This is a genomic window from Streptomyces sp. NPDC045431 (genome assembly GCF_040646655.1).
Taxonomy (GTDB): Bacteria; Actinomycetota; Actinomycetes; order Streptomycetales; family Streptomycetaceae; genus Streptomyces.
On sequence record NZ_JBEZAQ010000017.1, the window covers coordinates 66,752 to 88,849 of the forward strand.

The following is a 22,098-nucleotide window of genomic DNA, read 5'->3' on the forward strand; positions in this document are numbered from 1 at the left end:
TGGTGAGCCACGCAGGGCATCACGTCGGCACGGGACAAGTCCGTCAGGCGGTCGGGGCGTTCGGGGGTGGAGGCGGGGGTGGCGGGAAGGGAGGCCGTGGCGGAATCCGGGGCCCCGCTGGTGGCGCGCTGGCAGGAGGCGGCGGGGGCTCCGTGGGTGGGCGGCGCGGCTGCCGGGGAGGCCGTGTGGGTGCCGGAGGCGGCGGGCCCGGCGGCGGTGGCGGGGGCGGCTCGATGTCCGACAACAGCGGTCCACCAGCGCGTAGCCGGGCGATGGTGAGCTCCCTGCGGCGGCGTGCCTGGGGCGCGTCGTCGCGTTCGTAGACGAGCCGGACACCGCTGGGCCAGACGCTGTGGACGCTGAGTAGCCGGTACCCGAGCGCGTGGGCTATGTCGTCGGCCCGGCGCTGCCTCGCGGCGGTGAACTGGCCGGGCAGCAGCTCGACTCGGGCACGTCCGTCGAAGCGCGAGCGAATCTCGTCGTCCTCCACCTGACTCCTCTCGGAAAGATCATCAGCTTCAATGCCACCGCACCCTGTGATCGTCGCACACACGAACACCCCCGGCCCTCGCCGCCGGGCAGGCCCGGCTGCACGAGGCCTCTCACGGCGGTGACGTGAAGCCGATGGCCATGCGAGCGGGTCGGTAGACGCTGAAGCACGGCGAACAGGTGATGGCCAGCTGGACCTCGGCCACCGCCTGGAGCAAGCGCAGCGCGGGACCGGCCAGGACGATGACCGAAACCGTCCTGGATCATGACGGTCGGGCACCGTTGAATGGTATCCCGGGACGGGGATATCCACTAGCGGAGTCAGCTCGTGAACGAACGCACGTTACGCAGGCGATGCCGGAGCATCCTCAGGGAACTGGGCATCACCCCACCCCTCCGGGTCGCCGAGCTGTGCCGGCTCCTCGGTGAGCACCGAGGGCGGCCGATCCGGCTTATCCCGTACCCCCTGCCTGTCCCCGGCCCGTACGGGCTGTGGATCGCGGGCCCCCACGCGGACTACATCTTCCACCAGAGGGAAACCAGCAAGGCGCACCAGGACCACATCATCCTGCACGAGGTCGGGCACATCCTGGCGGACCACCGAGGGGATGAGTCGGACGACGCCGTCTGGCGGGAGCTGCTGCCGGACCTTTCGGCCGAGGTGATCAACCGTGCGCTGAGACGCACCTCCTACACCGAGGACCGGGAGCGGGAGGCCGAACTCGTCGCCACCATCATCCTCGAGTGGGCCTCCGTGCTCGACCGGGTCACGCCCCGCGCGCCCGGTGACGTGTCGGCCCGCCGGGTGCACACGGCGCTGGCGGACCGGCAGGGGTGGTTGTGACCGTGCTGTCCCTGGTGCTCGCCGTCGTCCTGTACGGCTCGCTGCTGTGGACGGGGCGGCAGGTGCTGCGTGATCCGTCCGACCGTCTGCTGCGCGCGGTGTTCCTCTGCCTGCTGTGCGCGGGACTGTCCTTCCCGTTCGGTCTCCCCGCCGGTGTCCGGCTCGTCGACGGCTTCACCGGGGACGGCATCGCCAAGCTGGTGCAGAACCTCTGTCTGCTCGGCACCGTGTACTTCCTGGGGTGCTTCTTCATCCATTCGGCGTCGGACCCGGCGGCCGCTCGGGCGCGGGTGCGAGGGGAAGCGGTGCCGTTCGCGGTGACCGCGGTGACCGTCTGCGTGGCCATGGCCATGACGCCGCACGTCGAACGCAGCCATACGTACGCCACGGCGGACATGCGGGTGCCCGGAGTCGCCGTCTTCTACCTCTCGGCAGGCGCCTATCTCACGTACGCCCTGGCCATGGCGCTGTTCTGGACGGTGCGGTACGCCAGGCTGGCGAGCCGACCGCTGGTGACCGGGTTGTGGATGGTGGCGGCCGCCCTGACCGGCATAGTGCTGGCTTCGGCGGTACGGGAGTGCCTCACGCTCGTACGGCTGCTCGGCGGGGCCGTTCCCCAGCCGGTGATCATGGGGGCGAAGCTCCTGCTGGACCTGGCGATCCCGCTGTTCGTGGCCGGCGTGGTGTATCCCGGGCTCGTGACGCGCTGGGCCAGTCTCCGTTTGTGGTGGCACCACGGGCGCGTCTACCGCGAGCTGGCCCCTCTGTGGACGGCGCTGCACACCGCGTTCCCGCAGGACGCGCTCGAACGCCCGCGGGTCGGTCGCCGCTGGGGCCTGCCGAGTCCGCGGAGCGTCCACCGGCGTTACTACCGGCGTGTCATCGAGTGCCGTGACGGTCTCGTACGGATCAGTCCCTATCTGGCGCTGGAGGCTGCCACGGCCGACGCCGAAGCGCCCCTTTCGCCAGAGGTCGCGGCGCGCCATCTGAGGACCGCGCTGCGGGCGTACGCCTCGGGTGAGGACGCGCCGTCGCAGGCGGTTGCGGTTGCCCTGCCCGAAGGGGGCGGCGGACTGGAAGACGACGTACGGCAGTTGACCCGGCTCTCCCAAGCCTTGGCCGCGCATTCTTGAACGAGGAGTATCCATGGACACCCTGATCTCGGCCGGGCGCGTGGTGACCGGGCCGCACGGCCGTCTGCTGGCGGACGGCGCGGTGCTGGTCCGTGGCGGCGTCATCACGGACGTCGGGCCGCGCGGCGAGGTGGAGACCCGCGCCCCTGCGGGCGTCGCCCGCCACCATCACCCGGACGGCACGCTGTTGCCGGGGCTCGTGGACGCGCATGTCCACCTCGCCCTGGACGCGGGGCCCGACCCGGTCACCGCGCTGTGCGAGGCGGACGACGCGAGCGTGGCCAAAGGCATCGCACAGCGGGCCCTCGGCCTGCTGGACGCGGGCGTCACCACCGTGCGCGACCTCGGGGACCGCAACGGACTGGTGACCGCGTTCCGTGACGCCGTCGCGGCCGGCCGGATGCCCGGTCCCCGCGTCCTGGCGGCCGGCACCCCGCTGACGGGACCGGGCGGACACTGCTGGTTCATGGGCGGGGAGGTCTCCGGCGAGGACGCCATTCGGGAGCTGGTCCGCCGTAACGTGGAGCGGGGCGCCGACCTGGTCAAGGTGATGGCCACCGGCGGCGGGATCACCCGGGGCGGCCCGCCGATCTGGGCACCCCAGTTCACGGCCGCAGAGCTGCGGGTCGTGGTGGAGGAGGCGGCGCGCGCCGGGCTGCCGGTGGCAGCGCACGCGCACGGCACCGAGGGCATCGTCGCGGCGGTGGCGGCCGGGGTGAGCACGATCGAGCACTGCACGTGGATCGATCGGGACGGGTTCCGGCTCCTCGATGACGTCGTCGACGAGATCGCCGCCCGGGGCATCCGCGTCTGTCCGGCGGCGAGCCCCGACTGGCGCGGCTTCGCCGAACGTTTCGGTGCCGAGCGCGCGGAGGAGATGTTCGGCGGGATCCGCCGGATGCGCGAGCGCGGGGTGCGCCTGCTCACCGGCACGGATGCGGGCGTGAGCCGGGCCGTCTTCGACGATTTCGTGTCCAGTTTGGAGTTCTTCGCCTACCTGGGATACACGCCGGCGGAGATCGTCGACCTGGCGACCTGCGAGGCGGCGGACGCACTCGGGCTGCGCGAGGTCACGGGCCGCATCCTCCCCGGCCTGCGTGCCGACATCCTGGTCGTGGAAGGGGATCCGCTGCGCGATCTCCAGGCGCTCCGGCGCGTTCGGCTGGTGATGGCGGATGGCCGCCTGCACGCCTGACGACAGGCGGCCCGACCGACCGACCGCGTGGTCCGGCGCGACGGGCACGAAGGAGCGGGCCTCCGCGCACTCCGGGTAGAGCTGAGCGAGCGCGGCGATCTGGGCGTCAGCAGCGCTGAAGGACTCTTCCCGGAGGCGCCACCCGCCTACAGGCGCTCGCCCTCCGCTCGCTCACAGCAGCCTCGGCGTCCGCGCGGAGTCAGGAAGCCGGCAGGATGCCCTCTTCCTGGGCGACGTGGGAGCAGGCCATGGCCGCGGCCGCCATACCGAGCCGGTCGAGTACCTCGATGGACTCCAGCAGAATCCGGGTGTCGGCGTCGGCCATGGCGTTGCCGCAGCGGTCGCGTTCGGCCACGTCCTCGGGGGCCGTGGCGGTGCGTAGCGCTGTCACCCGGGCGGCCAACGCGTCGCGTGAAGCCTCCAGGGCGACGATGCCGCGCACCGCACGGGCGATCTCTTCATCGGTCAGGTCGTTCATGCCCTTCCAGACGGCGCCCAGCTGTCCCCGGTCACACCGTCGTCCCTCCCTGTGAGGGAGAAAACGGCAGCCTCCGCCGGGCCCGTCCCCGCTCCCTGGGGGAGGGAGTCAGAGGCGGACGATGAGGAGGGCGATGTCGTCGCGGGCGCCGTGGGCGACGTCGAGGTGATCCAGCAGGGTGTCGGCGAGGTCGGCTGAGCTGAGTTCGCGGTGGGGGACGAGGGCGTCGGTGAGCCGGGTCAGGCTGGCGTCGATGTCTTCGTCGCGGCGTTCGACGAGCCCGTCGGTGTAGAGCATGTCGCCGGGGCGGTAGGCGGTGCTGGCCTGCGGGCGGGGTACGTGCTCGGGCCGGGCGCCCAGGGGCGGGTCGGTCGCCCGGTCGAGGAATTCGTGGGAGCCGTCGAGGTGGAGGAGCACGGGCGGCAGATGGCCGGCGCTGCTGTAGACGATCAGGCGGGAGCGGCTGTCGATCAGCACGCTGACGGCGGTGGTGGCCAGGGCTCCTTCCACCGCTCGGGCGTACATGCCCAGCACTTCCAGGGCGTGGGCGGGGGAGGTGACGGTGCGGCTGGCGGCGGACAGGGCGCTGCGGAGCATCCCCATGACGGTGGCGGCGTCCGGGCCGTGGCCGACGACGTCGCCGACGGCGACGCTGAAGCGGTCTTCGGGGAGGTCGACGGTGTCGTACCAGTCGCCGCAGATGTTCAGGGAGCCGACGGCGGGCAGGTAGCGGACGGCCACGTTGCTGTGACGGGCCAGGTCGGGGGAGTGCAGCATCGCCTCCTGGAGGGTGAGGGCGACTTTGCGTTCCTTGGCGTGTGCTTCGCGCAGTTCGTCGTTCAACCGCTGAAGTTCCCTGGCGCGGGCGTAGAGCTCCGCTTCCATCTCCTGCTCGAGCGGGCTCATGGAGTCGTGCGCCCGGTGGACGCTGTGGCGTGCGCGTACGAACTCGGTGACGTCTTCAAGGCGGGTGAGGACCCAGGCCACCTCGCCGTCGGGTCCCGTGACCGGGGTGTGGATGGGCGACCACCAGCGGTCGTGGACGTGCCCGGGGCGATCGGGGTCGGGGATCTCGTAGTGCAGCACGGCCATGGTCTGGCGTCGGCCGGATTCGACCGCACGCCTCAAGGCGGCGGCCACGCTCTGCGCCGTGTCGTCGCCGGGCCGGCCGGGAAAGGCGTCGAAGAACAACCTGCCGATCAGGTCCTGGCCCGCGTGGCCGGTGGTCTGGCAGAACGCCTCGTTCACGTCCGCGATCACCAGATCGCGGGTCAGCACCAGGCAGGGACTCGGAGTGACAGAGAACAGTGCCTGGTAGTCGACTTCCGCCGTGCCCGCGCGGATGGCGCCCGTCGCATTGACGTTCACCCCTCAAGTGTAGGAACCGCCCGGTAGCCCCGCAGCCCGCGACGTGCGGAGCTGCCGGGCGCGCCCTGCGGACCCGTACGCGCCCTGTCGCGGGCGACGGTGCGCTCGCCGGCCCGGCCGCAGTCGGGCGTTGCGCGGGCTGGGCACGTTCCGGCCCGAGCCGGCCGAGTGACAGGTTTGCCGGGGCGGTTGTCACCGGGCGGTTGATGCTTGGCCCGTGACGGTAGGTGTCGCTGTCCTGGGTGGGCTGGCTTTCTGCACATCGATCCAGGGGCGGGTGGGCCTTGTGATCAAGGGCCTCGCCCAGAGGGGCTTGTCGGCGCCGGGAGGGGGTGGTAACGGCTACGGGACCGGCTGGAGTCCGCCAGGCTCGCACAGGTCCGCGCCGCGTACCGACGACATCACCACCTACGACCGCCTGCGCGACCGCTGAGTGCGGCGCGCGGCCGGCCTCCTGGCCGACCGCGCCAGCCCTGCTCCTTGGGACTGCTTCGGCTCTGTCGTTGGTCCGGCCGGGCGTCACGCCCACTCCACACCCGGTTCCCGCAGCGTGGCCAGCTGCTCCTGGGGGAGCGCACCCCACCTTCACGGTCACCGGCTTTCGGCTCGACGTCGCCGTCACTGATGCCCGGCTCTTCGAAAAGCACCGAGCCTGCTGGCGATGACCGCCCCAGGAGAGGGGCTCGCAAGGCACCGGGGCGGTGTCAGAGCAGCGAGCGACCGGTGGGCCTGAGCCGCAGGATCCGGGGCGCCGCTGTCTGTTCCCGTTCGATACCCGGCAGGGCTTCGCCCTGGGCGGCAGGATGGGCTTCCACGGCGGCGAGGTGCCGACGGTGCGCACTCTCATCGGCGTACGAGGTGAAGATCGCGGCGACGTTCTCGCCGGTACGGACCGGCAGCCTGGCAAAGGTGTTGTGCGCCGGTTCGGTGGTCAAGAAGGCGAGCGGCGCGGGTCCCGTCTCCTGGAGCACGGGGAGGAGCCGGTCCCGGATCAGCTCGACGCCGTCCTGCCGCCCGGGCGGGAAGGACCACACGGTGGCGGACACGAACCGGTCCGGCGCGGGAGCGCCGACGGGAGGCCGCCCGGAGACCGAGCCGGTGAAGCCGCTCCCGGCCGACACCGGGCGAAGGAGGAGGACATCGTCGGAGTCGATCATGGTGTCGTTCGCCCGCGAACCGTGCTCGGCCCAGACGGGTCCACCGTAGAAGTCCGTGAGCGCGCGATGGCGCGCCGCCATGTCCCGGAAGCCGCGCAACCAGACGAAGCGGTTCGGATCGTCCAGGTCCCGGAACTGGCCGAGCACACTCATCCCCACGTCTTCCTGGGTTTCCAGGAACTCCCGATCGAACAGCTCGATGAGATCGTCGCGCCGGTTCGGACGCAGCGTGTACTGGCGAAGCTCGATCACGGCGGGCGGGCCGACGAGTTCGGTGGGTGGCACAGCAGGGCTCCTGTTCGGCGGGGGCCGGGGTACGGGTCGACGGTAGGGAGGCTGTGTGACAGGTGCTGTCAGGGTTTCCGAGGAGAATGCGGCGCATGTCTGCCAGTCGACTGCTTTCGCTGCTGATGTTGCTGCAATCGCGGGGTCGTGTGTCCGCGCGGGGAATCGCCGACGAGCTGAACGTGTCCGTGCGCACCGCCTACCGTGACGTGGCGCGCCTGCAGGCCGCAGGGGTCCCGGTCTACGCGGAGCCCGGCCGCGGGGGCGGCTACCGGCTGCTCGATGGCTACCGCACCCGCCTCACCGGGATGAGCGAGGGCGAGGCGCGGGCACTGTTCTTCGCCGGACTGCCCGGGCCGGCCGCCGACCTCGGGTTCACGGCCGAGATGTCGGCAGCCCGGTTGAAGCTCCTGGCTGCGCTGCCGGCCGGATTGCGCGAGGAGGCGGCACGGGCCGCGACGCTGTTTCACCTGGACGCCCCCGGCTGGTACCGGGAACCTGAACAGACACCCCACCTCCCCTTGTTGGTCGACGCGGTGCTCAACCAGCGCGCGGTGGAAGTCCGCTACCGCCGCTGGCGCGCCCCGCAGGAGGTGGATCGCCACCTCCACCCCTACGGCCTGGTACTCAAGTCCGGTACCTGGTACCTCGTGGCTGCTACGGAGAAGGGAGCCGCGACCTACCGCGTCACCCACATCCTCGAGGCGGCACTGGGCGACGAGCGGTTCGACCGGCCGCGGGACTTCGACCTGGGCGCGTACTGGGCCTCGTACCTCGACGACTTCCGGGCCCGCCGCTACACCGGCACAGCCACCGTCCGCCTGTCTCCCCGGGGACGCCGGCGCCTGCCCGACAACGTCCCCCCGGAGGTGGTGCGGGCGGTCGACTCCACCGCGACCGCCGTCGGCGACGACGGATGGGTCGAGGCGGTCATTCCGATCGAGGGCACCGAGCACGCCTGCGGCGAGCTGCTGAGGCTCGGAGGAGACGTCGAGGTCGTCTCACCGGCCGAACTCCGCCAGGCCATGACCGCCACCGTAGGGATACTTGCCCGTGCTTACGGCCTCGGTCGGTAGGCGGTCGGAACGTACGGCGACGTCCCTAATCCACCAGATAGTCGATGCGCCCGACGACATACTCCCCGTACCCGAACCGGGATCCCAACTGGCCTAGCCGGTCAAACACTTGGGGCGAGATCGACGAGTGGAAGGCCGTGAGCGCATGGAGTGCAAAACGGAAGGCGAGCTCGGGGCGCACCGTGTCGGCACACCGGTACACCGCCGCTCGTGCCTCGGGCAGCGTGACGCCGGCGTTCTGGTGCGGATGCACGAGATCGGGTACGGCCTTGACCTCACCGATGAGAGCCTGATGATCGTGATGTGGCAAGCAGGGAGCGATCGGTGTCCAGGAGGACCTCGGCGCACCGAACCGCTTCACGACAGGCACGACCACCGCCAGGACCTCATCGAGCCATACGCGCTCCCGGCCCTTGATCGACGGACTGCCATCGAAGGCGTTGCTGTTCGTGAGCTCCCAGAGGGTGGCGATCTCGGCGTCGGTCAGTGCCGAATCCCTCAGCCGTAGCACGTCCTCGATCAGCAGCAACTGGCTCACGATCCCGTTCTCGGTGAAGCCTGTCATCGTTGAGATGTGCTGCTGCTCGCTTTCGGCGTCCAGAATCCAGTCGCCGTGGAAGGAGCCACCCAAGGCGGTGATACCGAAGTCGAACGTCAGGTCGTCGGGAGTGAGGGCGGAGTCGTGCAAGGGATGCTCCTGCATCAGACGGGGGAAGGCGGTCGACACGTAGGAGCCGCCGGGCTGGTGGCCGGGTGCGCGTCGGCGGAGAACGACGTAACCGTTTCCCGCCTTGCTGAACTCTCCGTCACGCGTCATGACGTCACCAAGCGAGTTGTCGGCGCCGAAGGTACCGTCGACCGTGAAGGGGTCGTCCCCCAGACCGATGACAAGGACCGCGACAGGCTGGGGCAGCACCCGCAGGTCCAGCGCCTGGCCGACGCGATCCCGGAATCCGGCCATCCGGCCATCCGGCCATCCGGCCATCCGGCCATCCGGACACCGGCAACGGCAGGCGCGCCGCCGGGCCGTGCTACTTCCCAGCCACTGCCGGCTCCACGGCCGCCCTCGGCACCACGGTTCATGGCCACGGCTGCGGCCTCGGCATCCACATCGTCGCTGTGCATGCGCCCACCCTGACGGACCCGTGGGCGTCCCGTCCTGGAGAGAAGTTCCGCGGGCCGACATGCGCAAACGGCCCGGCGACCGCCCCGAGTAAATACGGTGGCACCGACAGCTTTCGGGCGACAAGACTGCACGGGTGAACACCCTGCCACCACAGTCTGACCCGCTCCTCCTGCCGGTACGGGACCCGCGCGCCCGCGACCTCGTACTCGACTATGCGGACATGCACGCCCTGGTTGCCGACCTGGTCCTGCCCGGCGACGCGTCGATGTACGTCATGAGTGCGATGGAAACCTCCCGCGAGCTCATCCGGCACTCCTTCTACCGGTACGAGTTCGCCACCGTCGCGGTCACGCATTCCCTGTTCGCCTTGGAGCACGTCCTCGCCGAGCGTCTGGGCACGAACGAACCGCTCCACCTCCTCATCGAGCGGGCCACCGACGCAGGGCTCATCACGGCCGGACTCGCTGCCGAACTCGACCGCAGCCGACTGCTGCGCGACAAGCTCGCGCAGGGCGCCGAGTCAAGTGCCGCCCTCCGCCCGCTCCGGGCGGTCGCAATGGTGCGTGCCGTCTTCGACGCCGTCTCCCTGCTCCTTCGCCCAGCGTCCGCGACAGAGGCGACAGCCGCCGACGTGGGCGGAGCACAGCCCGACGGCGGCCTCGCCCGACTGTGGGAGGACCACCTGCGCGCCCCGTTCCCCGACGGCTTCCGCGGCGTGGACTTCGACGGCGTGGACCTGGTCCTCCTGGACGCCGACGTCGCCGGCCTCGTGCAGAGGGAGCTGAAGGGCGGACTCGACGACAATGGTATCGCCTGCCTCTGGGGCTGTATCGCCGACCTCGACAAGATCGTTCCTCTGATCCACGAGGAGTACTGCGCCTCCTACTTTGCGAAACTCCGGACTATGGCCCAGGTCGCAGCAGCGCCCTACATACCCACCGCGATCTGACCACCGGGTTGAAACAGACTCAGGGTTTCCCGCGACCCTTGTCAGAGTCTGGTTCGGTCTCGTTTGGATCAGGCTCTCTGGACCCTTGGCGTTTTTGCCCACTTCGTAGCGGGTGGCGGGCTGCTTGTTCTCCGAGCCGAGTGGCCGGCGGGTCCAGGCCTCGACGGTTTCGGCGGCTGTTGGTGGCGCGCTGGCTTCGCCCCGCGGCCCGCCCGTACGTCACGATAGCGGCGGTGGCGGTTCTCGTAGTGTCCACGCTCATGCTGAGTGCGGTGGGGCTCCGCTGGCAGATGCTGCCGGTACTGGCAGGCGCTGCCGTCACGTTGCCGTTCACCCTCTCGCCCCTGCTGCGACGCCGTACCGGCTGGCCGGCGTGGCGGGCCCGATGGTGGGTGGCGTTGCCGGGGTCGGTGGCCTGCCTCGGCTTGATGGCCACGGGTCCGTTGGCCGCCTGGGCCTTTCCTGTACCCGTGTTCCCCGAGCCGTCGGGCCGCTTCGCGGTCGGCACCCGGGTGGTGCAGTGGACCGACCCACGCCGCCCCGAGACGTTCACCACCGATCCGCACGACCGGCGCACGGTCGTGACCCAGCTCTGGTATCCCGCGCAGAAGAGCCCCGCAGGCGCGCAGCGGGCCCAGTACCTCGGACGCACGGAGCACGAGGCGCGTACCGTTTCCGACGCCCTCGTCCGCCAGGTTGGCCTGCCCGGCTTCCTGGTCGACGGTGTCCCGCGTGCCCGCACCCATTCGGTCTTCAACGCCCTCGTGGCCGACGGGGGCGAACGGTTCCCGGTCGTGCTGTTCTCGCCCGGGTCGGGGGGAGTGCGTACCCAGAACACCGCCTGGGCGGAGGAACTGGCCAGCCATGGCTATGTGGTCGTCGGCCTCGACCACCCGTACGACTCCGCCGCCGTCGTCCTCGCCGACGGCCGAACGATCCACACCACGACCGACTCCACCGGAGACCGGGACAAGGACGACAAGCTAGCGGCTGACTGGACGGCTGTGCGGGCCGCCGACCTCAGCTTCGTCCTCACCCAGCTGGACCAGCTGGACCGAGGTGAGATTGCCGGCCCGCTGACCGGACGCTTGGACACCAGTCGGGCCGCGGTCACCGGCCACTCCATGGGGGGTGCCGCTGCTCTCCAGGCAGCCCGGCAGGACCGCCGGTTCGACGCCGTCATCGATCTGGACGGCTACCCCCACGGCCCCACCTCCCCCTCCCTCCACCAGCCGACGCTCGCGCTCACCCAGGCCATCACCCCAGGAACCGACCCGCACTACATACCCCGCATCGCCAAGGCTCTCCAGCTCAACACCGCGACGAGCTACCGGCTCACTATCCCCGGCGCCGCACACCTCACCTTTATGGACGGGCCCCTGTACCTGCCGCCTGTGCCCTCGATAGTCGGCTCTCTGGGCCGCACCGGCAGCCCGCACGTCGTCGCCGCAACCACGCTCGCCTTTCTGGACACCACCTTGCGGCACAAACCCGGTGACCTGGCCGGCGTTCTGTCGGCCTACGGCAACCTCAGCGTCTACCGGCCGGACAACAGCCGCTGATCAGCTGTGCCACGGCAGCCGACGGGGCACGGCAAGCCATCCTGGGCCGCGGGGAGCAGCGCGCCTGCGACTGTCGGCGTTCGCTTCACAGGGCACAGGGCACCGGGCGCTACACGCGAACGTGCACCACGCGTCATGGCCGGGCTTGCATGGTCGGCCACGCGCCGCGAGCTGGCGCCAGTGCTGGAGCGCATCACCGACCGGTACGTCCGTGACCACGGGCGGCTGCCCGACGAACGGGCCCGCCACGCGCTCGGCTGGTGGGCGGCGCCGGACACCCGCCGGGAGAATGAAGACGCCCAAGCCGGTGGAGCGGCTGCTCGCACGGTGGCGCGCCTCGGCGTCCCTGCGCTTCGGCAAGCAGATGGTCGACGGGCTGTTTCAGCGGTGCCGGGCCCCCTGGGCGGTGGTCCGGCAGAGGGTCGCCCTCCGGGTGAACACCGCGCCCGCCGCCGTCGACGCGGTCGTCTCCGCTATGCGCCGCGCCTTCGGAGACCTTCGCGGCCGCGCCTTCGTACCCGGCTCGGACGACTCCATCGCGAAGGCGGCGCTGTGGTCACAGGCGGGTGGTGACCGGCCGTCGGGCGGTTTCCGCAGCCAGCCGCGATCGACGAGTCTGACCGGCTTGCGGCGGCCTGCCGCACGGCGACGATGATGCGCTGGTAGTCCCACGGAAGCGAGATCTCCTCCACGCCCGGTTCGCGGTGCCCGCTCCAGCAACTCGGGATCCAGCATGCACCGGGTCGTAGTAGACCACCGCCCACGGGTGGTGAGAACCGGCAATCCAGCCGCTGACGGATGGCTCGTAGGCGAGATGCGGTTCTGAGTCAAGCCGCGGCCGCGCGGGCTCACCCCGTCAGGTCGGAGCCGGACCCGGGGAGTGACAAGGCCCGCACGTGGTCGGGTGAGAGGTGCAGCTCATACGGCAGGCAGCAGTCAGAGCAGAGGGTCGCGACCAGTGTCCCGCAGGCGCAGACCTGGTTCAGTCCCCCATCGGGAGTGGCCCCGCAGCATGCGGCGGAGGCGTGCCGCGTCGTCAACCCGCGGCAGTCATCCGGGTTCAGGACGATATTGCCTCGTGGCCCCTGCGAGACCAGTGGCTGCCCGTCGATGTTGTAGCGAGTTCCGTGCCGTGGCATCACCGGGCCGGGTGCCTCGGCAACGACGAGAGGCGGGCCGTACGGTTCCGTCTCGATCGCGTAGCAGCCGGACGGCACAGTGGCCGGCGATGGCCCCATCTCCTCCGCATCCCACCAGGCGTAATCGGGGGCCTCGGGCACCGCCGGCAGACGCTTTAGTGGCCCCGTAAGCGCAGCGCCGCAGGCAGCGCACGCAAACACGGTCATCTCCGGCGTGGTCCGCTCGACCATGGTGGCGTCGGGCGCGGCGGTCTGCTCGCTGTCCAGCCGGACACTGGCCTCATCCTGATGACGCTGATCTTCCATGGAGGAACCGTACTGAAGCCCGCTGGTTGCGGCACTCCGAGAACCGATCACACCAGCCGTTTGACCTGCGACTTCATGTTGGCGGAGGCTCAGTGGAGTCCACCGCCGTGCCCATCGGCTGGGGCGCGGACTCCGCTCCGGCGAGCACCGGCCGATGGGGAGAGGGGCACGCACCCGGCGCGGCCTCGCATCCGCGCCACATCCTCGGTGCACCGGATCCCGGCCGCGCGCGATGCGCCTCCACGACGCGCGCGACGGTGGCCTGGTTTCGTTAGTGCAAGCGGGCGCTTTGTCGATGGTTCCGAGTAGCAGTTGGCGACGCCACGGCGGGCCCGCGACAACGGCACCGCGGCTGGGAGGTACCCCGGCCGTCGCACGGCCGGGGTACCTCAAGACGGTGAGTGTCGGCTCGCGGCAGATCAGCGCCGCAGGGTGAGGACGCCCGGCCGCCACGGCAGCTGGTCGTAGGGTCCGCCCGCCTGCGGGGACTTGCCCTGGTAGAGGAACCGCAGGTTGCAGGGGTCGATGGTCATGGTCTGGTCGGGGTTGTCACGGACCAGGTCACCGTGGCTGATGTCGTTGGTCCAGGTGGCACCGCTGTTGGCCTTGCCTGCGAAGGGGTTGCTCTCGCTGGCGGCCTGCGGGGTCCACGAGCCGCTCAGGCTGGTGGCCGTGAAGGAGCGGAAGTAGCGCCCGTTCGCGCCCATCGCCTCGACGATCATGAGGTACTGGTTCTGGCCCTTGACCTTGTAGACCTGTGGCGCCTCGAACAGGTTGGCCTTCGTGTCGCTCATGATCGTCGTGTACGACGAGCCGAAGTTGCCCGGGAAGTTCCCGATCGGCATGCTCGCCCGGTAGATCTTGCCGTTGTCCCCCGCGAAGAACAGGTACATGTTCTGGCCGTCGGCGATCAGCGTCTGGTCGATCGGGCCGGTGTCGGAGCCGGAGATGCTCCCGGTGAACAGCGGCTGCGGAGCGGACCAGCCGTTGGGGTTGGTGGGGTCGCTCGACGTGCGGTAGATGAACGGCCACGCGCCCCACTGGTACGCCAGCACCCAGATGTTCTTGGGCGCGAAGTAGAACAGCGTGGGCGCCACCGCGGCCTGGCTCATCCCGGTCTGGCCGGCCGACGCCATGTCCGACCAGTTCGTGAAGGGACTGAACATCATCGAGCCGTACGACGACCCTGACACGTTCGACGCGTAGACCAGGTGCTTGCCGTTGTGCGTCACGGTGGTGAAGTCCTTCACCGCGGCCCACCCGTTCGCCGGCTGCGCCAGCACACCCGTCGACGTCCACCGGTACGTCGACGGAAGAGGACACGCGCCGTCCGTCGGCGGGGTTGCGGGCAGGCCGGTCCACTTCTGGTTGCTGCCACCGTTGCACGTCCCGATCTGCACCGCCGTGCCGTTGGTCGTACCGGCGCCGGTGGTCTCCAGGCACAGCCCGGACTGCACGCCGACGACCGTGCCGTCGGAGTTCACCCGCCACTGCTGGTTCGCGCCGCCGGAACAGGCCCATATCTGCACCCGGGTACCCGGCGCCGTGGCGTGGCCCGGGACGTCGAGGCACTTGTCGCCGTACACGGTCAGCTGGTGGGTGTCCGTCGACGTCCACTGCTGGTTGGTCCCGCCCCAGCAGTCGTGGATCTGCAGATACGTGCCGTTGGTCTGGCTGGCGCCCGGTACGTCGAGACACCGGTTCGAACCCACACCGCGCAAGGCGCCACTGGCGGCCGCCTGAGCCGGGGTGGCGACGAGCATGGCCGCCACCGCGGCCAGAGCCGCGAACACGGCGGCGAGCACCGCGGTGGGATGCCTGCGGCTGAAACGTCCTCTGTACATGGTGACTTCCCCAACCTTGGGTGAGCGGTTCCGGCCGGCCTCGTCGGAGGCTGTCCGGACTGTCGTGGAGTGCGGCGCGCGGCGATCTGCGAGCACCACGGCGGTGCGACCTTCTGCAGGACTGATGGCGCCCGGTGCCTTCGGGCCGCGTGGGCGCCCCGGGGCGGAGGTGTGAACGGTGTCGGCGCGGTTCAGGGCGTGGACAGCTCGAACCGCGTGACGCGGACCGAGCCGCCAAGCGCCCGGATGTCCGCGCTCGCGCGCAGCCGGACGCGGCTGCCCGAGACGGGCGCGCTCGTGAGTTCGTAACCGGTGCCGGTGGTGTTCCAGTTGCTGTCCATGGTCAGCCCGCCGACCCTCACCACCCGGGTGGCGCCGCCCTCGCGCTCGACACCGATCCACGCGGAGGCGTCACGCAGCAGCACGAGTCCGGCCCGGTCGCCGTCCCGCATCGCGGCGTGGTCGAGCTGGACCGTGGCGGTGGAGGTGGGTCCCTGGATGCGGTGCGTGAGGGTGTTTCGGGCCCCGTACAGGTCGTTGGTGACCGTCGCGGTGCGCAAGGTCAGACCGTTGTCGGCCGACCACTTGGTGATGTCCGGGTTGTGGTTCCACTCCCCTCTCGGTTTGAGGGTCCTGCCGTCGAAGGTGTCGACGCCGGTCATGGGGGTGTGACCGGTGCCAGCGCCGGCACCCGGCCGCCGGGGTAGGCGTCGACGAATGCCAGGTAGTACCAGGCGCCGTTGAGCGTCTGCACCAGACCACCCTGGTGCGGGACGCCTCCGCCGGGAATGGGCCCCGTGCAGGTCGAGGAGCACCTGCCGCATCGTGTACGGACCGGAGGGGCCGCCCGACGACTTCAGGATGTACTGCCCGTTCGCGGGGCGGGTCAGGAAGATGGAGTACTGCCCGTTGATCTTGTGGAAGCGCGCCCCCTCAAGGGTGCCGACGCTCGACGGGGTCGTGAACACCTGCTGGGTGCGGACCTGGGTGCGGCTGTCGGGGGAGAGCTGGGCCACGCTGATCGCGGTGTTGCCGTACGCCACGTACAGGGTGTCGTCGCTGTCCACCAGCAGCCCCGCGTCGTAGTAGGGCGTACTGATGGTCGTCAGCCGGTTCCACGGCCCCTCGGCGGCCGTCGCGGTGTAGAGGTACGTCCGGGCGAAGTCGACCTGGCCCAGCCAGTAGAACGTCCTGTTGCTCGGCCGGTAGGCCGGCGTCGACGCCCAGATCCCTCGGACATAGCCGCGGCCCCCATTCAGGTCGTACTGGGCACCGAAGTCCAGGACCGGCACCGAATGGCCGGCGATCTCCCAGTGCACCAGGTCGTACGAGCGCAGGACGGGTGCGCCCGGCGAGTAGTGCATGGTCGAGGCCGAGGCGTAGGAGGCGTCTCCGACGCGGATGACGTCGATGTCCGCGAAGTCTTGCCAGATCACCGGATTCACGTATTCCCCGGCGGCACGGGCCGGCCCCTGGGCGGGAGCGGCTGCGGCACGAGAGCCTCCCTCCGGGAGGATCATGCCGACGGCGAGGCCGGTGACGGTCGCCAGCGCATGACGACGAGGAAGAGGCTGACGAGGGCATGACATGCGTGGACGGGCTCCTCGGGCTCGGGATGCGGAGGGCGTATCGCGGAGATGCCCTCCTGCGCGGCGCATCAATTCCCGTGGGTTCGAAATATCGACCGTAGTTCGATTTATCGGTCCCCCTGAATGGTAGGGAAGCGGTGAACGACGTCAACCCCTCTCGCATGTATCGCCGCATGCATCGAAACATTTCGAAGGTCTCCCACGGGAAAGGCGCACGTCACGCCGTCAAATGCCCTGCGCCCCGATTAGTTGGCGCCAGGTGGCGTGTTTACGCGGATGGCGATAGCACCCGGTCGGACGAGTCCGACGCATGCGCGGCACGTCGTTTCCCGAGGGGCGCCGGTACTTTCGACCGCATCCTGACGTGCGTCACGTCGATTCAGCCGGTCCGTCCTCAGTCAACAGGAGGTCTCGGCCCCTCACGCCGACTGCGCGAGGCCACCACGGTCGGCGTCAGCGGAAGCCCGCGCGTGACTCGACGCGTCCCGTCCATAGCAGAGGCGGCGCCGCGCGTAGGTGCGTCCGACGGGACCGGACAGGGCGGAGCCGGCCGTTTCACGCCAATGACCAGCACGTCGGAGATTGGTGGGTTCGCCACCCGGAGGGAGCGCCTTTCCGGTCACCGGAGCCTTGGTCTGGTCGTGAGGGATAGGGATAGGGATAGAGATAGGGAGATCGCTGACGCCGCGTAGGCGGTGATCGCGCCACCGGCCACGAGCCTGGCCCACAGGCGGCCGGGGGGAAGGTCGGACCGTCAGGTCACCCCGAGTTCGATGCGTACCGTGAGGCGCTCGGCCAGCAGGTTGGTGCGGCGGGAGCGCTGGTTCGTCAGCCGCGCGCCGAGTTCGACCTCGTCCTCCCGGCTGTTGTGCACGACCCGCTCAATGCGGGATGGCGAGACGCCGGTCAGAGTGCCTTCGTGGGTGAGGCAGGCGCACGGCAGCCATGCCTCGTCCCCACGCCGCCGCCCGCCCCCCATCGCTCTTCGGCGCCGCCCGGGCTCGGGTGCGCCCTCCACGCTCGGTTCTCCTCTCTGTCCCGTCACGGTCATCCGTCCTTCCCCAGGGCGTCCGGTGATCGTTGCCCGGCACTCCTGATCAGGGTGTTCGCAGTCGTTGGGCGGTTGCCGGCCGTTTGGTGCCCACTTGGAGTGGGCATGTCAGCGCGCGATCGTCCGGTCCACCGTCCGGCACGCGGTGCGACCCCTCAACCCATCGCCTCGACCCCCGCAGGGAGCCGGAGTTGAAGACCTCGCGCCGCGTTACGAAGGGGGCCGCCGTCCTCGGCGCCGCCCTCGCGCTCCTCCTCGCGTTCCCAAGAAGCGCGTTCGCCGCACCGCCGCCCCCGCTTCCCGCGAACGCGTCCGCCCTGGAGCGGGCCTTCCAGCCCGCGTACGACTACGACACCGACGGCTGCTACCCGACGGCCGCGATCGGCCCGGACGGCACCCTCAACCCCGGACTCAGCCCGTCCGGCACGGTCAGCAGCCAGTGCCGCGACTCCTGGGACCTCACCCAGACCAACGGCTACTCCCGCGCGCTCTGTGACAACGGCTGGTGCGCGGTCCTCTACGGCCTCTACTTCGAGAAGGACCAGGCGGTCTGGGGCAGCGGTCTCGGCGGCCACCGCCACGACTGGGAGCACGTCGTCGTCTGGATCCAGAACGGGCAGGCCCAGTACGTGTCCACCTCGAACCACGGCTCCTTCACCGTCCACGGCCGGGCCGCCATCCGCTGGGACGGCCCCCACCCGAAGATCGTCTACCACAAGGACGGCATCGGTACCCACTGCTTCCGCGCCGCCAACGGCAACGACGAGCCGCCCGAGAACCACCAGCGCACCTGGCAGTTCCCCGCACTCATCGGCTGGGACGGCTACCCGCCCGGCCTCCGCGAGAAGCTCAGCCGGGCGGACTTCGGCAGCGCCCACTTCGGATTGAAGGACGGCAGCTTCGCGGACTACCTGGCCAAGGCCAAGCCGGCCGGCGTCCCCTTCGACCCGTACGCCTAGGGGGTGTCCGGTCGATCATGTTGCTGCTGCGGCTGGCGCCCAGGGAAGCTGTGGCACATCGGCGTGATGCGGCAGGTCGCCCACTGCTTCCGGAGTCATCCATGGGTGCGGACGGTATCCTCGTCCACAGCCGTGACGACCAGGACTACGAACTCGGGCTTGGCGATGTGCTGCTCATCGACCTCCATGCCACGGCTGACGGCTGACGGCTGACGGCGCCGTCCGGTCGGCGGTTCCCCAGCTGTGCGCCAAGCACCGTTACGAGGGAGCCCCACTGCCGACAGGTCCGGCTCGGCAGTGGGACCGGGCCACCCGCAGGGTCACCTGATAGGTGATTCGCTCCTGAGGTCGTCGAGTCTGCGGCATCGTCGTCTCCGGCGTCCCGTGACCGGGTGCGCGCGGGAAGACAGGCGAAGCGGCTGGAGGAGCGGCATGGGTGAACGGGAGACGTGGACGACCGACGAGTTCGGCGCCTCGCATGAGGGCGCGGTGGGTGTCCTCCTGGCCGACGGGACCGTACCGGCGCCCGTCCTCTTCGACACGGGCTCCGGTGGGAGCGGGGAGTCGATCGCTCAGTGGAGCGTCTACGACGGCCGCATCACGCACGGGCCGCGCGCGGCCGCGCTGCGCGCGGTGTGCTCGTGCGGCTGGACCGGCACGGAGCACACCCTGGCCTGGGACGAAATCGGCGAACAGGAGCTGGCGGAAGCGAGAGCGGGCACGGCAGACGCGTGCCAGATGGACTGGGATGCGCACACCACCGCAGTAGAGGCCTCGGCCGTGGCCCTGCCGGAGGCGGTCACCTCCTTGCTGACCCAGCTGGAGGAGGAGATCGAGAAGCTGACGAAGACGTCCCCGTTGGCCGCCCTGCGAGCAGCCCGCCGACTGGAGGTGACCGCCGTACGGCTGGGGTACTGGCCGGCCCGCGATGCCCGGCAGGAGACGACGGCCGAACAGGCCGCTGCCGCCCTCGGGCTGGACGAGGACTCGGCACGGACGCTGCTGGCCCGCTTCGGCCGCTTCAGCCCCTACCGCTGAACACCTGCTCGCAGGTCTCACCGGACGAGTTCAACAAGATGCTGGACCTGCTCAACAAGCATAGAGAAAGCAGGCCTGTACTCGCGGGTTGAATTCATCCGGCCTGAGCACTTCCGGCGGAAAGGCGGCGGCCCCCACCACTGCTGGTGAGGGCCGCCGTCGTGTTGAGGGGCTGGAGGTAAGGAACTCTTACAGTGCGGCGCACGCCGTCGCGCGGCGATGACGCTCTACGGGCCACTGGCCGCGCCTGGCTGCGAGACACCGGGCGATGCGTCCCGGCCGGTGGTGACGACGGCGGCAGCGCCACTGGACGGTGGTGACGACGGCGGCAGCGCCACTGGTCGCTGGTGACGCACCACAGCGGTCAGCACGGCCGGGAGCCACTGCCCGTGTCAGGCACCCGGCGTGCGCAGGTAGTACCAGGTGTTGGGGCCGACCTTGCCGTCCCGGGCTATCCCCTTCCGGGACTGGAAGGTCTTCACGGCGCGCTCGGTGTCGGCTCCGAAGACGCCGTCGACGCCTGACGATCCGATGGACACGCCGTGGAACCTCAGCAGTGCCTGGATTTCCCGTACCTTGTCCCCCCGGTCCCCACGGTCGCTGTACGCGGTACCGGGGTAATACCCGCAGTACCAGCCGATGAAGTCGGCGAGCGTGCACCTGGGCGCGGCGGCCGGGACCTGTGCGTCGGGTGCAGATGCCGCTTGGGTGGCGCCCCGGACCGGGGCTGCGGAAGCAGTGGCGGCGCCGGCGAGCAGGCCAGACGCCAGTACGCCCGCCGTGAGGAGGACGGCGGCCTTGTTGCGGATGTGCATGGATTTCCCCCTGGTCATGAGTAGATCACCTGTCTGTCACGGTGACGGGTGAGCAGAGGAAGGGACTGGAACGTGGTCCACCGCTCCCCGTGGCCCGAGTGGCACCCGCTCGGGGTGGTCACGCTGCCGGCCATCGAGCAGGGGTTACTCAACGTTGCCTGTCCAGCTCATCGGGTGTCACCGCTTGGTTCGGGAATGGCCGACATCAGGGCCTGTGAAGGTGGACATGAGCGTCGGCCGTCGGCCGAACCGAGGTCCCCATGCCGCCCGCCGCCCGCAGACGCGTAGGCCCTGCTGCCGTGTGGGGAGTGACTATGCCCACCTGCTGCAATAGTCGACGGCTACGCCTGACTTGGTCAGACACACCTGAACAACCACCTTCTCGGAGGAACCGAAGTCGTAGGAAACGGGCTGGGTCTCTCCCTTCGGGCAGGCGTAGGGCGTCAGATGGTAGGGGTGGCCGTCGTCGAGCACCCGGACCTGGGCGCACCAGCGATCAGCTTCGACGTCCTTCACGGTGCCCCGGACTCGGCCGGCGTATCGTCCGTCTCCGTTGCCCCACCAGTCGACGGTCAGGTTTGCCTGGCCGCCGGGCGCGCCGTCGCTGGTCTTGAGCGATACGGTGCGTGAAGCGGCCGAGGCGGATGGAGCCATGACAACGCCTCCAGCGACCAGCAGTGTGGTTGCGCTGAGAGCGGCCAGCGCTCGTGCTCGCACGCGATTCCCCTTTCTGTACTCCGGCAGCGGCTGCCGGATCGCATCGGCTATGGCGCGGTACCCGCGATCCGTGGTCGGCGGACTTATCCGCCAGTCGACCGGACGTCCCGTCGACGCAGGCGTACATCTTTGCGAAAGGGAGGGCTTCCGAGCGTGAGCAATGCCTGCCATCAACTTGGCTCACAGCGTCAACTCTCCGCGGCCATGGCCGGGCTGTACCTAGCCGCCGTCCCGCCGGCAACGCAACGAGCCGGTCGGTAGACCCCGGTGGCCGTCTCAAGGCCCTGTTGCTCTACGACGGGGGATCGGCATAACGCTCTGCCGGGAGGTCCTGGTGATTCCGCGCTTGCCCGTGGAGCCCGTGCTCCATCAGCGCCGCAGCCTGCCCTGCCCGGCATCCCGCCCGGCGCCCCTGTCTTCTGATGAGGAGGAGACCCGCGTCAGCCGGCTACCGCCGCGCGCATAGGGGCGGGCGATCGATCAGTGGTCGGCAGCGGTCACTGCCCACTCGGGACTGTACGGCCCGTACGAGACGCTCACCTGCTCCTCATCCTCGACCTTCGTCCCGGTGCCGTCGGTGAGCCAGTAGTGCTCAGCTTCCGCCTCGCCGCCCCAGAGGCCCTCGAAGCCGTCCGGGCCGGTGATACGGGCACGGGCGTACGGCGCCCAGTCGTCACCCTTCGCCTTCCACAACTGGAACTTCACCGGCCGGCCGAAGTCCGTCGGTACCGCGATGGTGTACGTGTCCGTGCCGCCCGCCTCGAAGTCGTTGTGGTCAGGGGTGTCGAGCGATCCACGTGATCAACCTGTGGACCCGAGCCCGGGTAGTTGGCGCGGCACGGCGGCCTCCGTGTGCATGCCCTTGAGGCGGTCCTGCGTCCGGGTGCCCCGGTGAAGCTGGACGAGAACGCGCGCTGGCCGTCGCGAAGGCCCGAGGAAGCCGCCAGGTCATGCCGGTCCTTGTTGAGTCGCCTGTCT

17 protein-coding genes and 2 pseudogenes are annotated in these 22,098 nt (G+C 70.1%); 9 read left to right on the forward strand and 10 right to left on the reverse strand.

Annotation, left to right across the window (positions count from 1 at the left end; genetic code table 11):
* The first annotated feature begins 817 nt into the window (after positions 1 to 817).
* From AB0A69_RS27340 to AB0A69_RS27350, 3 genes are read left to right on the forward strand one after another with little or no spacing between them, the layout of a single operon-like run.
* Positions 818 to 1,333: a hypothetical protein gene (locus AB0A69_RS27340; RefSeq protein ID WP_361427421.1), complete on the forward strand. Its 516-nt coding sequence runs from the start codon at positions 818 to 820 to the stop codon at positions 1,331 to 1,333.
* Entirely contained in the window at positions 1,330 to 2,466 is a 1,137-nt protein-coding gene (locus tag AB0A69_RS27345; RefSeq protein ID WP_361427424.1) for an MAB_1171c family putative transporter, read from the forward strand. The genes AB0A69_RS27340 and AB0A69_RS27345 overlap by 4 nt, the downstream gene beginning before the upstream one ends.
* A 13-nt stretch (positions 2,467 to 2,479) precedes the next feature.
* Positions 2,480 to 3,661: an amidohydrolase family protein gene (locus AB0A69_RS27350; RefSeq protein WP_361427427.1), complete on the forward strand. Its 1,182-nt coding sequence runs from the start codon at positions 2,480 to 2,482 to the stop codon at positions 3,659 to 3,661.
* A gap of 199 nt (positions 3,662 to 3,860) precedes the next feature.
* On the opposite strand, the gene AB0A69_RS27355 is transcribed toward AB0A69_RS27350, so the two are convergent.
* The 3 genes from AB0A69_RS27355 to AB0A69_RS27365 form a co-directional block, all read right to left on the reverse strand.
* The gene (locus tag AB0A69_RS27355; protein WP_361427430.1) at positions 3,861 to 4,139 is read right to left on the reverse strand and encodes a hypothetical protein; all 279 of its coding nucleotides are present in this window, start codon (positions 4,137 to 4,139) and stop codon (positions 3,861 to 3,863) included.
* A gap of 108 nt (positions 4,140 to 4,247) precedes the next feature.
* Complete coding sequence (locus AB0A69_RS27360) at positions 4,248 to 5,507, reverse strand: SpoIIE family protein phosphatase (protein WP_361427433.1); 1,260 nt, start codon at positions 5,505 to 5,507, stop codon at positions 4,248 to 4,250.
* A gap of 704 nt (positions 5,508 to 6,211) precedes the next feature.
* Entirely contained in the window at positions 6,212 to 6,949 is a 738-nt protein-coding gene (locus AB0A69_RS27365; protein ID WP_361427436.1) for an NIPSNAP family protein, read from the reverse strand.
* 95 nt (positions 6,950 to 7,044) lie between these two features.
* Here AB0A69_RS27365 and AB0A69_RS27370 point away from each other — a divergent pair, with 95 nt between their 5' ends.
* Positions 7,045 to 8,025: a WYL domain-containing protein gene (locus tag AB0A69_RS27370; RefSeq protein ID WP_361427439.1), complete on the forward strand. Its 981-nt coding sequence runs from the start codon at positions 7,045 to 7,047 to the stop codon at positions 8,023 to 8,025.
* Positions 8,026 to 8,050: 25 nt separating this feature from the next.
* Here AB0A69_RS27370 and AB0A69_RS27375 read toward each other — a convergent pair.
* A pseudogene (locus AB0A69_RS27375) lies at positions 8,051 to 9,010 on the reverse strand (hypothetical protein); the annotation flags it as partial.
* Between the two features lie 274 nt (positions 9,011 to 9,284).
* On the opposite strand from AB0A69_RS27375, the gene AB0A69_RS27380 reads away from it, so the two are divergent.
* The 3 genes from AB0A69_RS27380 to AB0A69_RS27390 all read left to right on the forward strand — a co-directional run bounded on the left by AB0A69_RS27380 (position 9,285) and on the right by AB0A69_RS27390 (position 12,317).
* The gene (locus tag AB0A69_RS27380; protein WP_361427442.1) at positions 9,285 to 10,100 is read left to right on the forward strand and encodes a hypothetical protein; all 816 of its coding nucleotides are present in this window, start codon (positions 9,285 to 9,287) and stop codon (positions 10,098 to 10,100) included.
* A 260-nt stretch (positions 10,101 to 10,360) separates the two neighbouring features.
* On the forward strand, positions 10,361 to 11,662 hold the full coding sequence (locus AB0A69_RS27385; protein ID WP_361427612.1) for a dienelactone hydrolase family protein: 1,302 nt from the start codon (positions 10,361 to 10,363) through the stop codon (positions 11,660 to 11,662).
* A 289-nt stretch (positions 11,663 to 11,951) separates the two neighbouring features.
* Positions 11,952 to 12,317, forward strand: a complete 366-nt coding sequence (locus tag AB0A69_RS27390; protein WP_361427445.1) for a hypothetical protein — start codon at positions 11,952 to 11,954, stop codon at positions 12,315 to 12,317.
* 193 nt (positions 12,318 to 12,510) lie between these two features.
* Here AB0A69_RS27390 and AB0A69_RS27395 read toward each other — a convergent pair whose 3' ends face one another.
* The 3 genes and pseudogenes from AB0A69_RS27395 to AB0A69_RS27405 all read right to left on the reverse strand — a co-directional run bounded on the left by AB0A69_RS27395 (position 12,511) and on the right by AB0A69_RS27405 (position 16,540).
* Positions 12,511 to 13,107 carry a hypothetical protein gene (locus AB0A69_RS27395; protein ID WP_361427448.1) on the reverse strand — a complete coding sequence of 199 codons (597 nt, stop codon included), beginning with the start codon at positions 13,105 to 13,107 and terminating at the stop codon, positions 12,511 to 12,513.
* A gap of 419 nt (positions 13,108 to 13,526) precedes the next feature.
* Positions 13,527 to 14,951, reverse strand: coding sequence for a non-reducing end alpha-L-arabinofuranosidase family hydrolase (locus tag AB0A69_RS27400; RefSeq protein ID WP_361427451.1), 1,425 nt, complete (start codon positions 14,949 to 14,951; stop codon positions 13,527 to 13,529).
* 191 nt (positions 14,952 to 15,142) lie between these two features.
* A pseudogene (locus AB0A69_RS27405) lies at positions 15,143 to 16,540 on the reverse strand (family 43 glycosylhydrolase).
* 1,242 nt (positions 16,541 to 17,782) lie between these two features.
* On the opposite strand from AB0A69_RS27405, the gene AB0A69_RS27410 reads away from it, so the two are divergent.
* Together AB0A69_RS27410 and AB0A69_RS27415 are read left to right on the forward strand one after the other, a co-directional pair.
* Positions 17,783 to 18,550 (forward strand): NPP1 family protein, encoded by a 768-nt coding sequence (locus AB0A69_RS27410; RefSeq protein WP_361427454.1) that lies wholly within the window; start codon positions 17,783 to 17,785, stop codon positions 18,548 to 18,550.
* A 432-nt stretch (positions 18,551 to 18,982) separates the two neighbouring features.
* A complete protein-coding gene (locus AB0A69_RS27415) occupies positions 18,983 to 19,588 on the forward strand; it encodes a hypothetical protein (protein WP_361427457.1) in 606 nt (201 codons plus the stop codon).
* Positions 19,589 to 19,980: 392 nt separating this feature from the next.
* On the opposite strand, the gene AB0A69_RS27420 is transcribed toward AB0A69_RS27415, so the two are convergent.
* The 3 genes from AB0A69_RS27420 to AB0A69_RS27430 form a co-directional block, all read right to left on the reverse strand.
* Complete coding sequence (locus tag AB0A69_RS27420) at positions 19,981 to 20,421, reverse strand: peptidoglycan-binding domain-containing protein (protein WP_361427460.1); 441 nt, start codon at positions 20,419 to 20,421, stop codon at positions 19,981 to 19,983.
* A gap of 294 nt (positions 20,422 to 20,715) precedes the next feature.
* A complete protein-coding gene (locus AB0A69_RS27425) occupies positions 20,716 to 21,057 on the reverse strand; it encodes a hypothetical protein (protein ID WP_361427463.1) in 342 nt (113 codons plus the stop codon).
* Positions 21,058 to 21,600: 543 nt separating this feature from the next.
* Positions 21,601 to 21,825, reverse strand: a complete 225-nt coding sequence (locus AB0A69_RS27430) for a hypothetical protein (RefSeq protein ID WP_361427466.1) — start codon at positions 21,823 to 21,825, stop codon at positions 21,601 to 21,603.
* Between the last annotated feature and the right edge of the window lie 273 nt (positions 21,826 to 22,098).

What these genes read in the sequence shown, in the direction of transcription:
- AB0A69_RS27350 (WP_361427427.1), top strand. Translation starts at nt 2,480, where the DNA reads ATGGACACCCTGATCTCGGCCGGGCGCGTGGTGACCGGGCCGCACGGC.
- AB0A69_RS27355 (WP_361427430.1), bottom strand. Translation starts at nt 4,139, where the DNA reads ATGAACGACCTGACCGATGAAGAGATCGCCCGTGCGGTGCGCGGCATC.
- AB0A69_RS27370 (WP_361427439.1), top strand. Translation starts at nt 7,045, where the DNA reads ATGTCTGCCAGTCGACTGCTTTCGCTGCTGATGTTGCTGCAATCGCGG.
- AB0A69_RS27385 (WP_361427612.1), top strand. Translation starts at nt 10,361, where the DNA reads ATGCTGAGTGCGGTGGGGCTCCGCTGGCAGATGCTGCCGGTACTGGCA.
- AB0A69_RS27390 (WP_361427445.1), top strand. Translation starts at nt 11,952, where the DNA reads ATGAAGACGCCCAAGCCGGTGGAGCGGCTGCTCGCACGGTGGCGCGCC.
- AB0A69_RS27395 (WP_361427448.1), bottom strand. Translation starts at nt 13,107, where the DNA reads ATGGAAGATCAGCGTCATCAGGATGAGGCCAGTGTCCGGCTGGACAGC.
- AB0A69_RS27400 (WP_361427451.1), bottom strand. Translation starts at nt 14,951, where the DNA reads ATGTACAGAGGACGTTTCAGCCGCAGGCATCCCACCGCGGTGCTCGCC.
- AB0A69_RS27415 (WP_361427457.1), top strand. Translation starts at nt 18,983, where the DNA reads ATGGGTGAACGGGAGACGTGGACGACCGACGAGTTCGGCGCCTCGCAT.
- AB0A69_RS27420 (WP_361427460.1), bottom strand. Translation starts at nt 20,421, where the DNA reads ATGACCAGGGGGAAATCCATGCACATCCGCAACAAGGCCGCCGTCCTC.
- AB0A69_RS27425 (WP_361427463.1), bottom strand. Translation starts at nt 21,057, where the DNA reads ATGGCTCCATCCGCCTCGGCCGCTTCACGCACCGTATCGCTCAAGACC.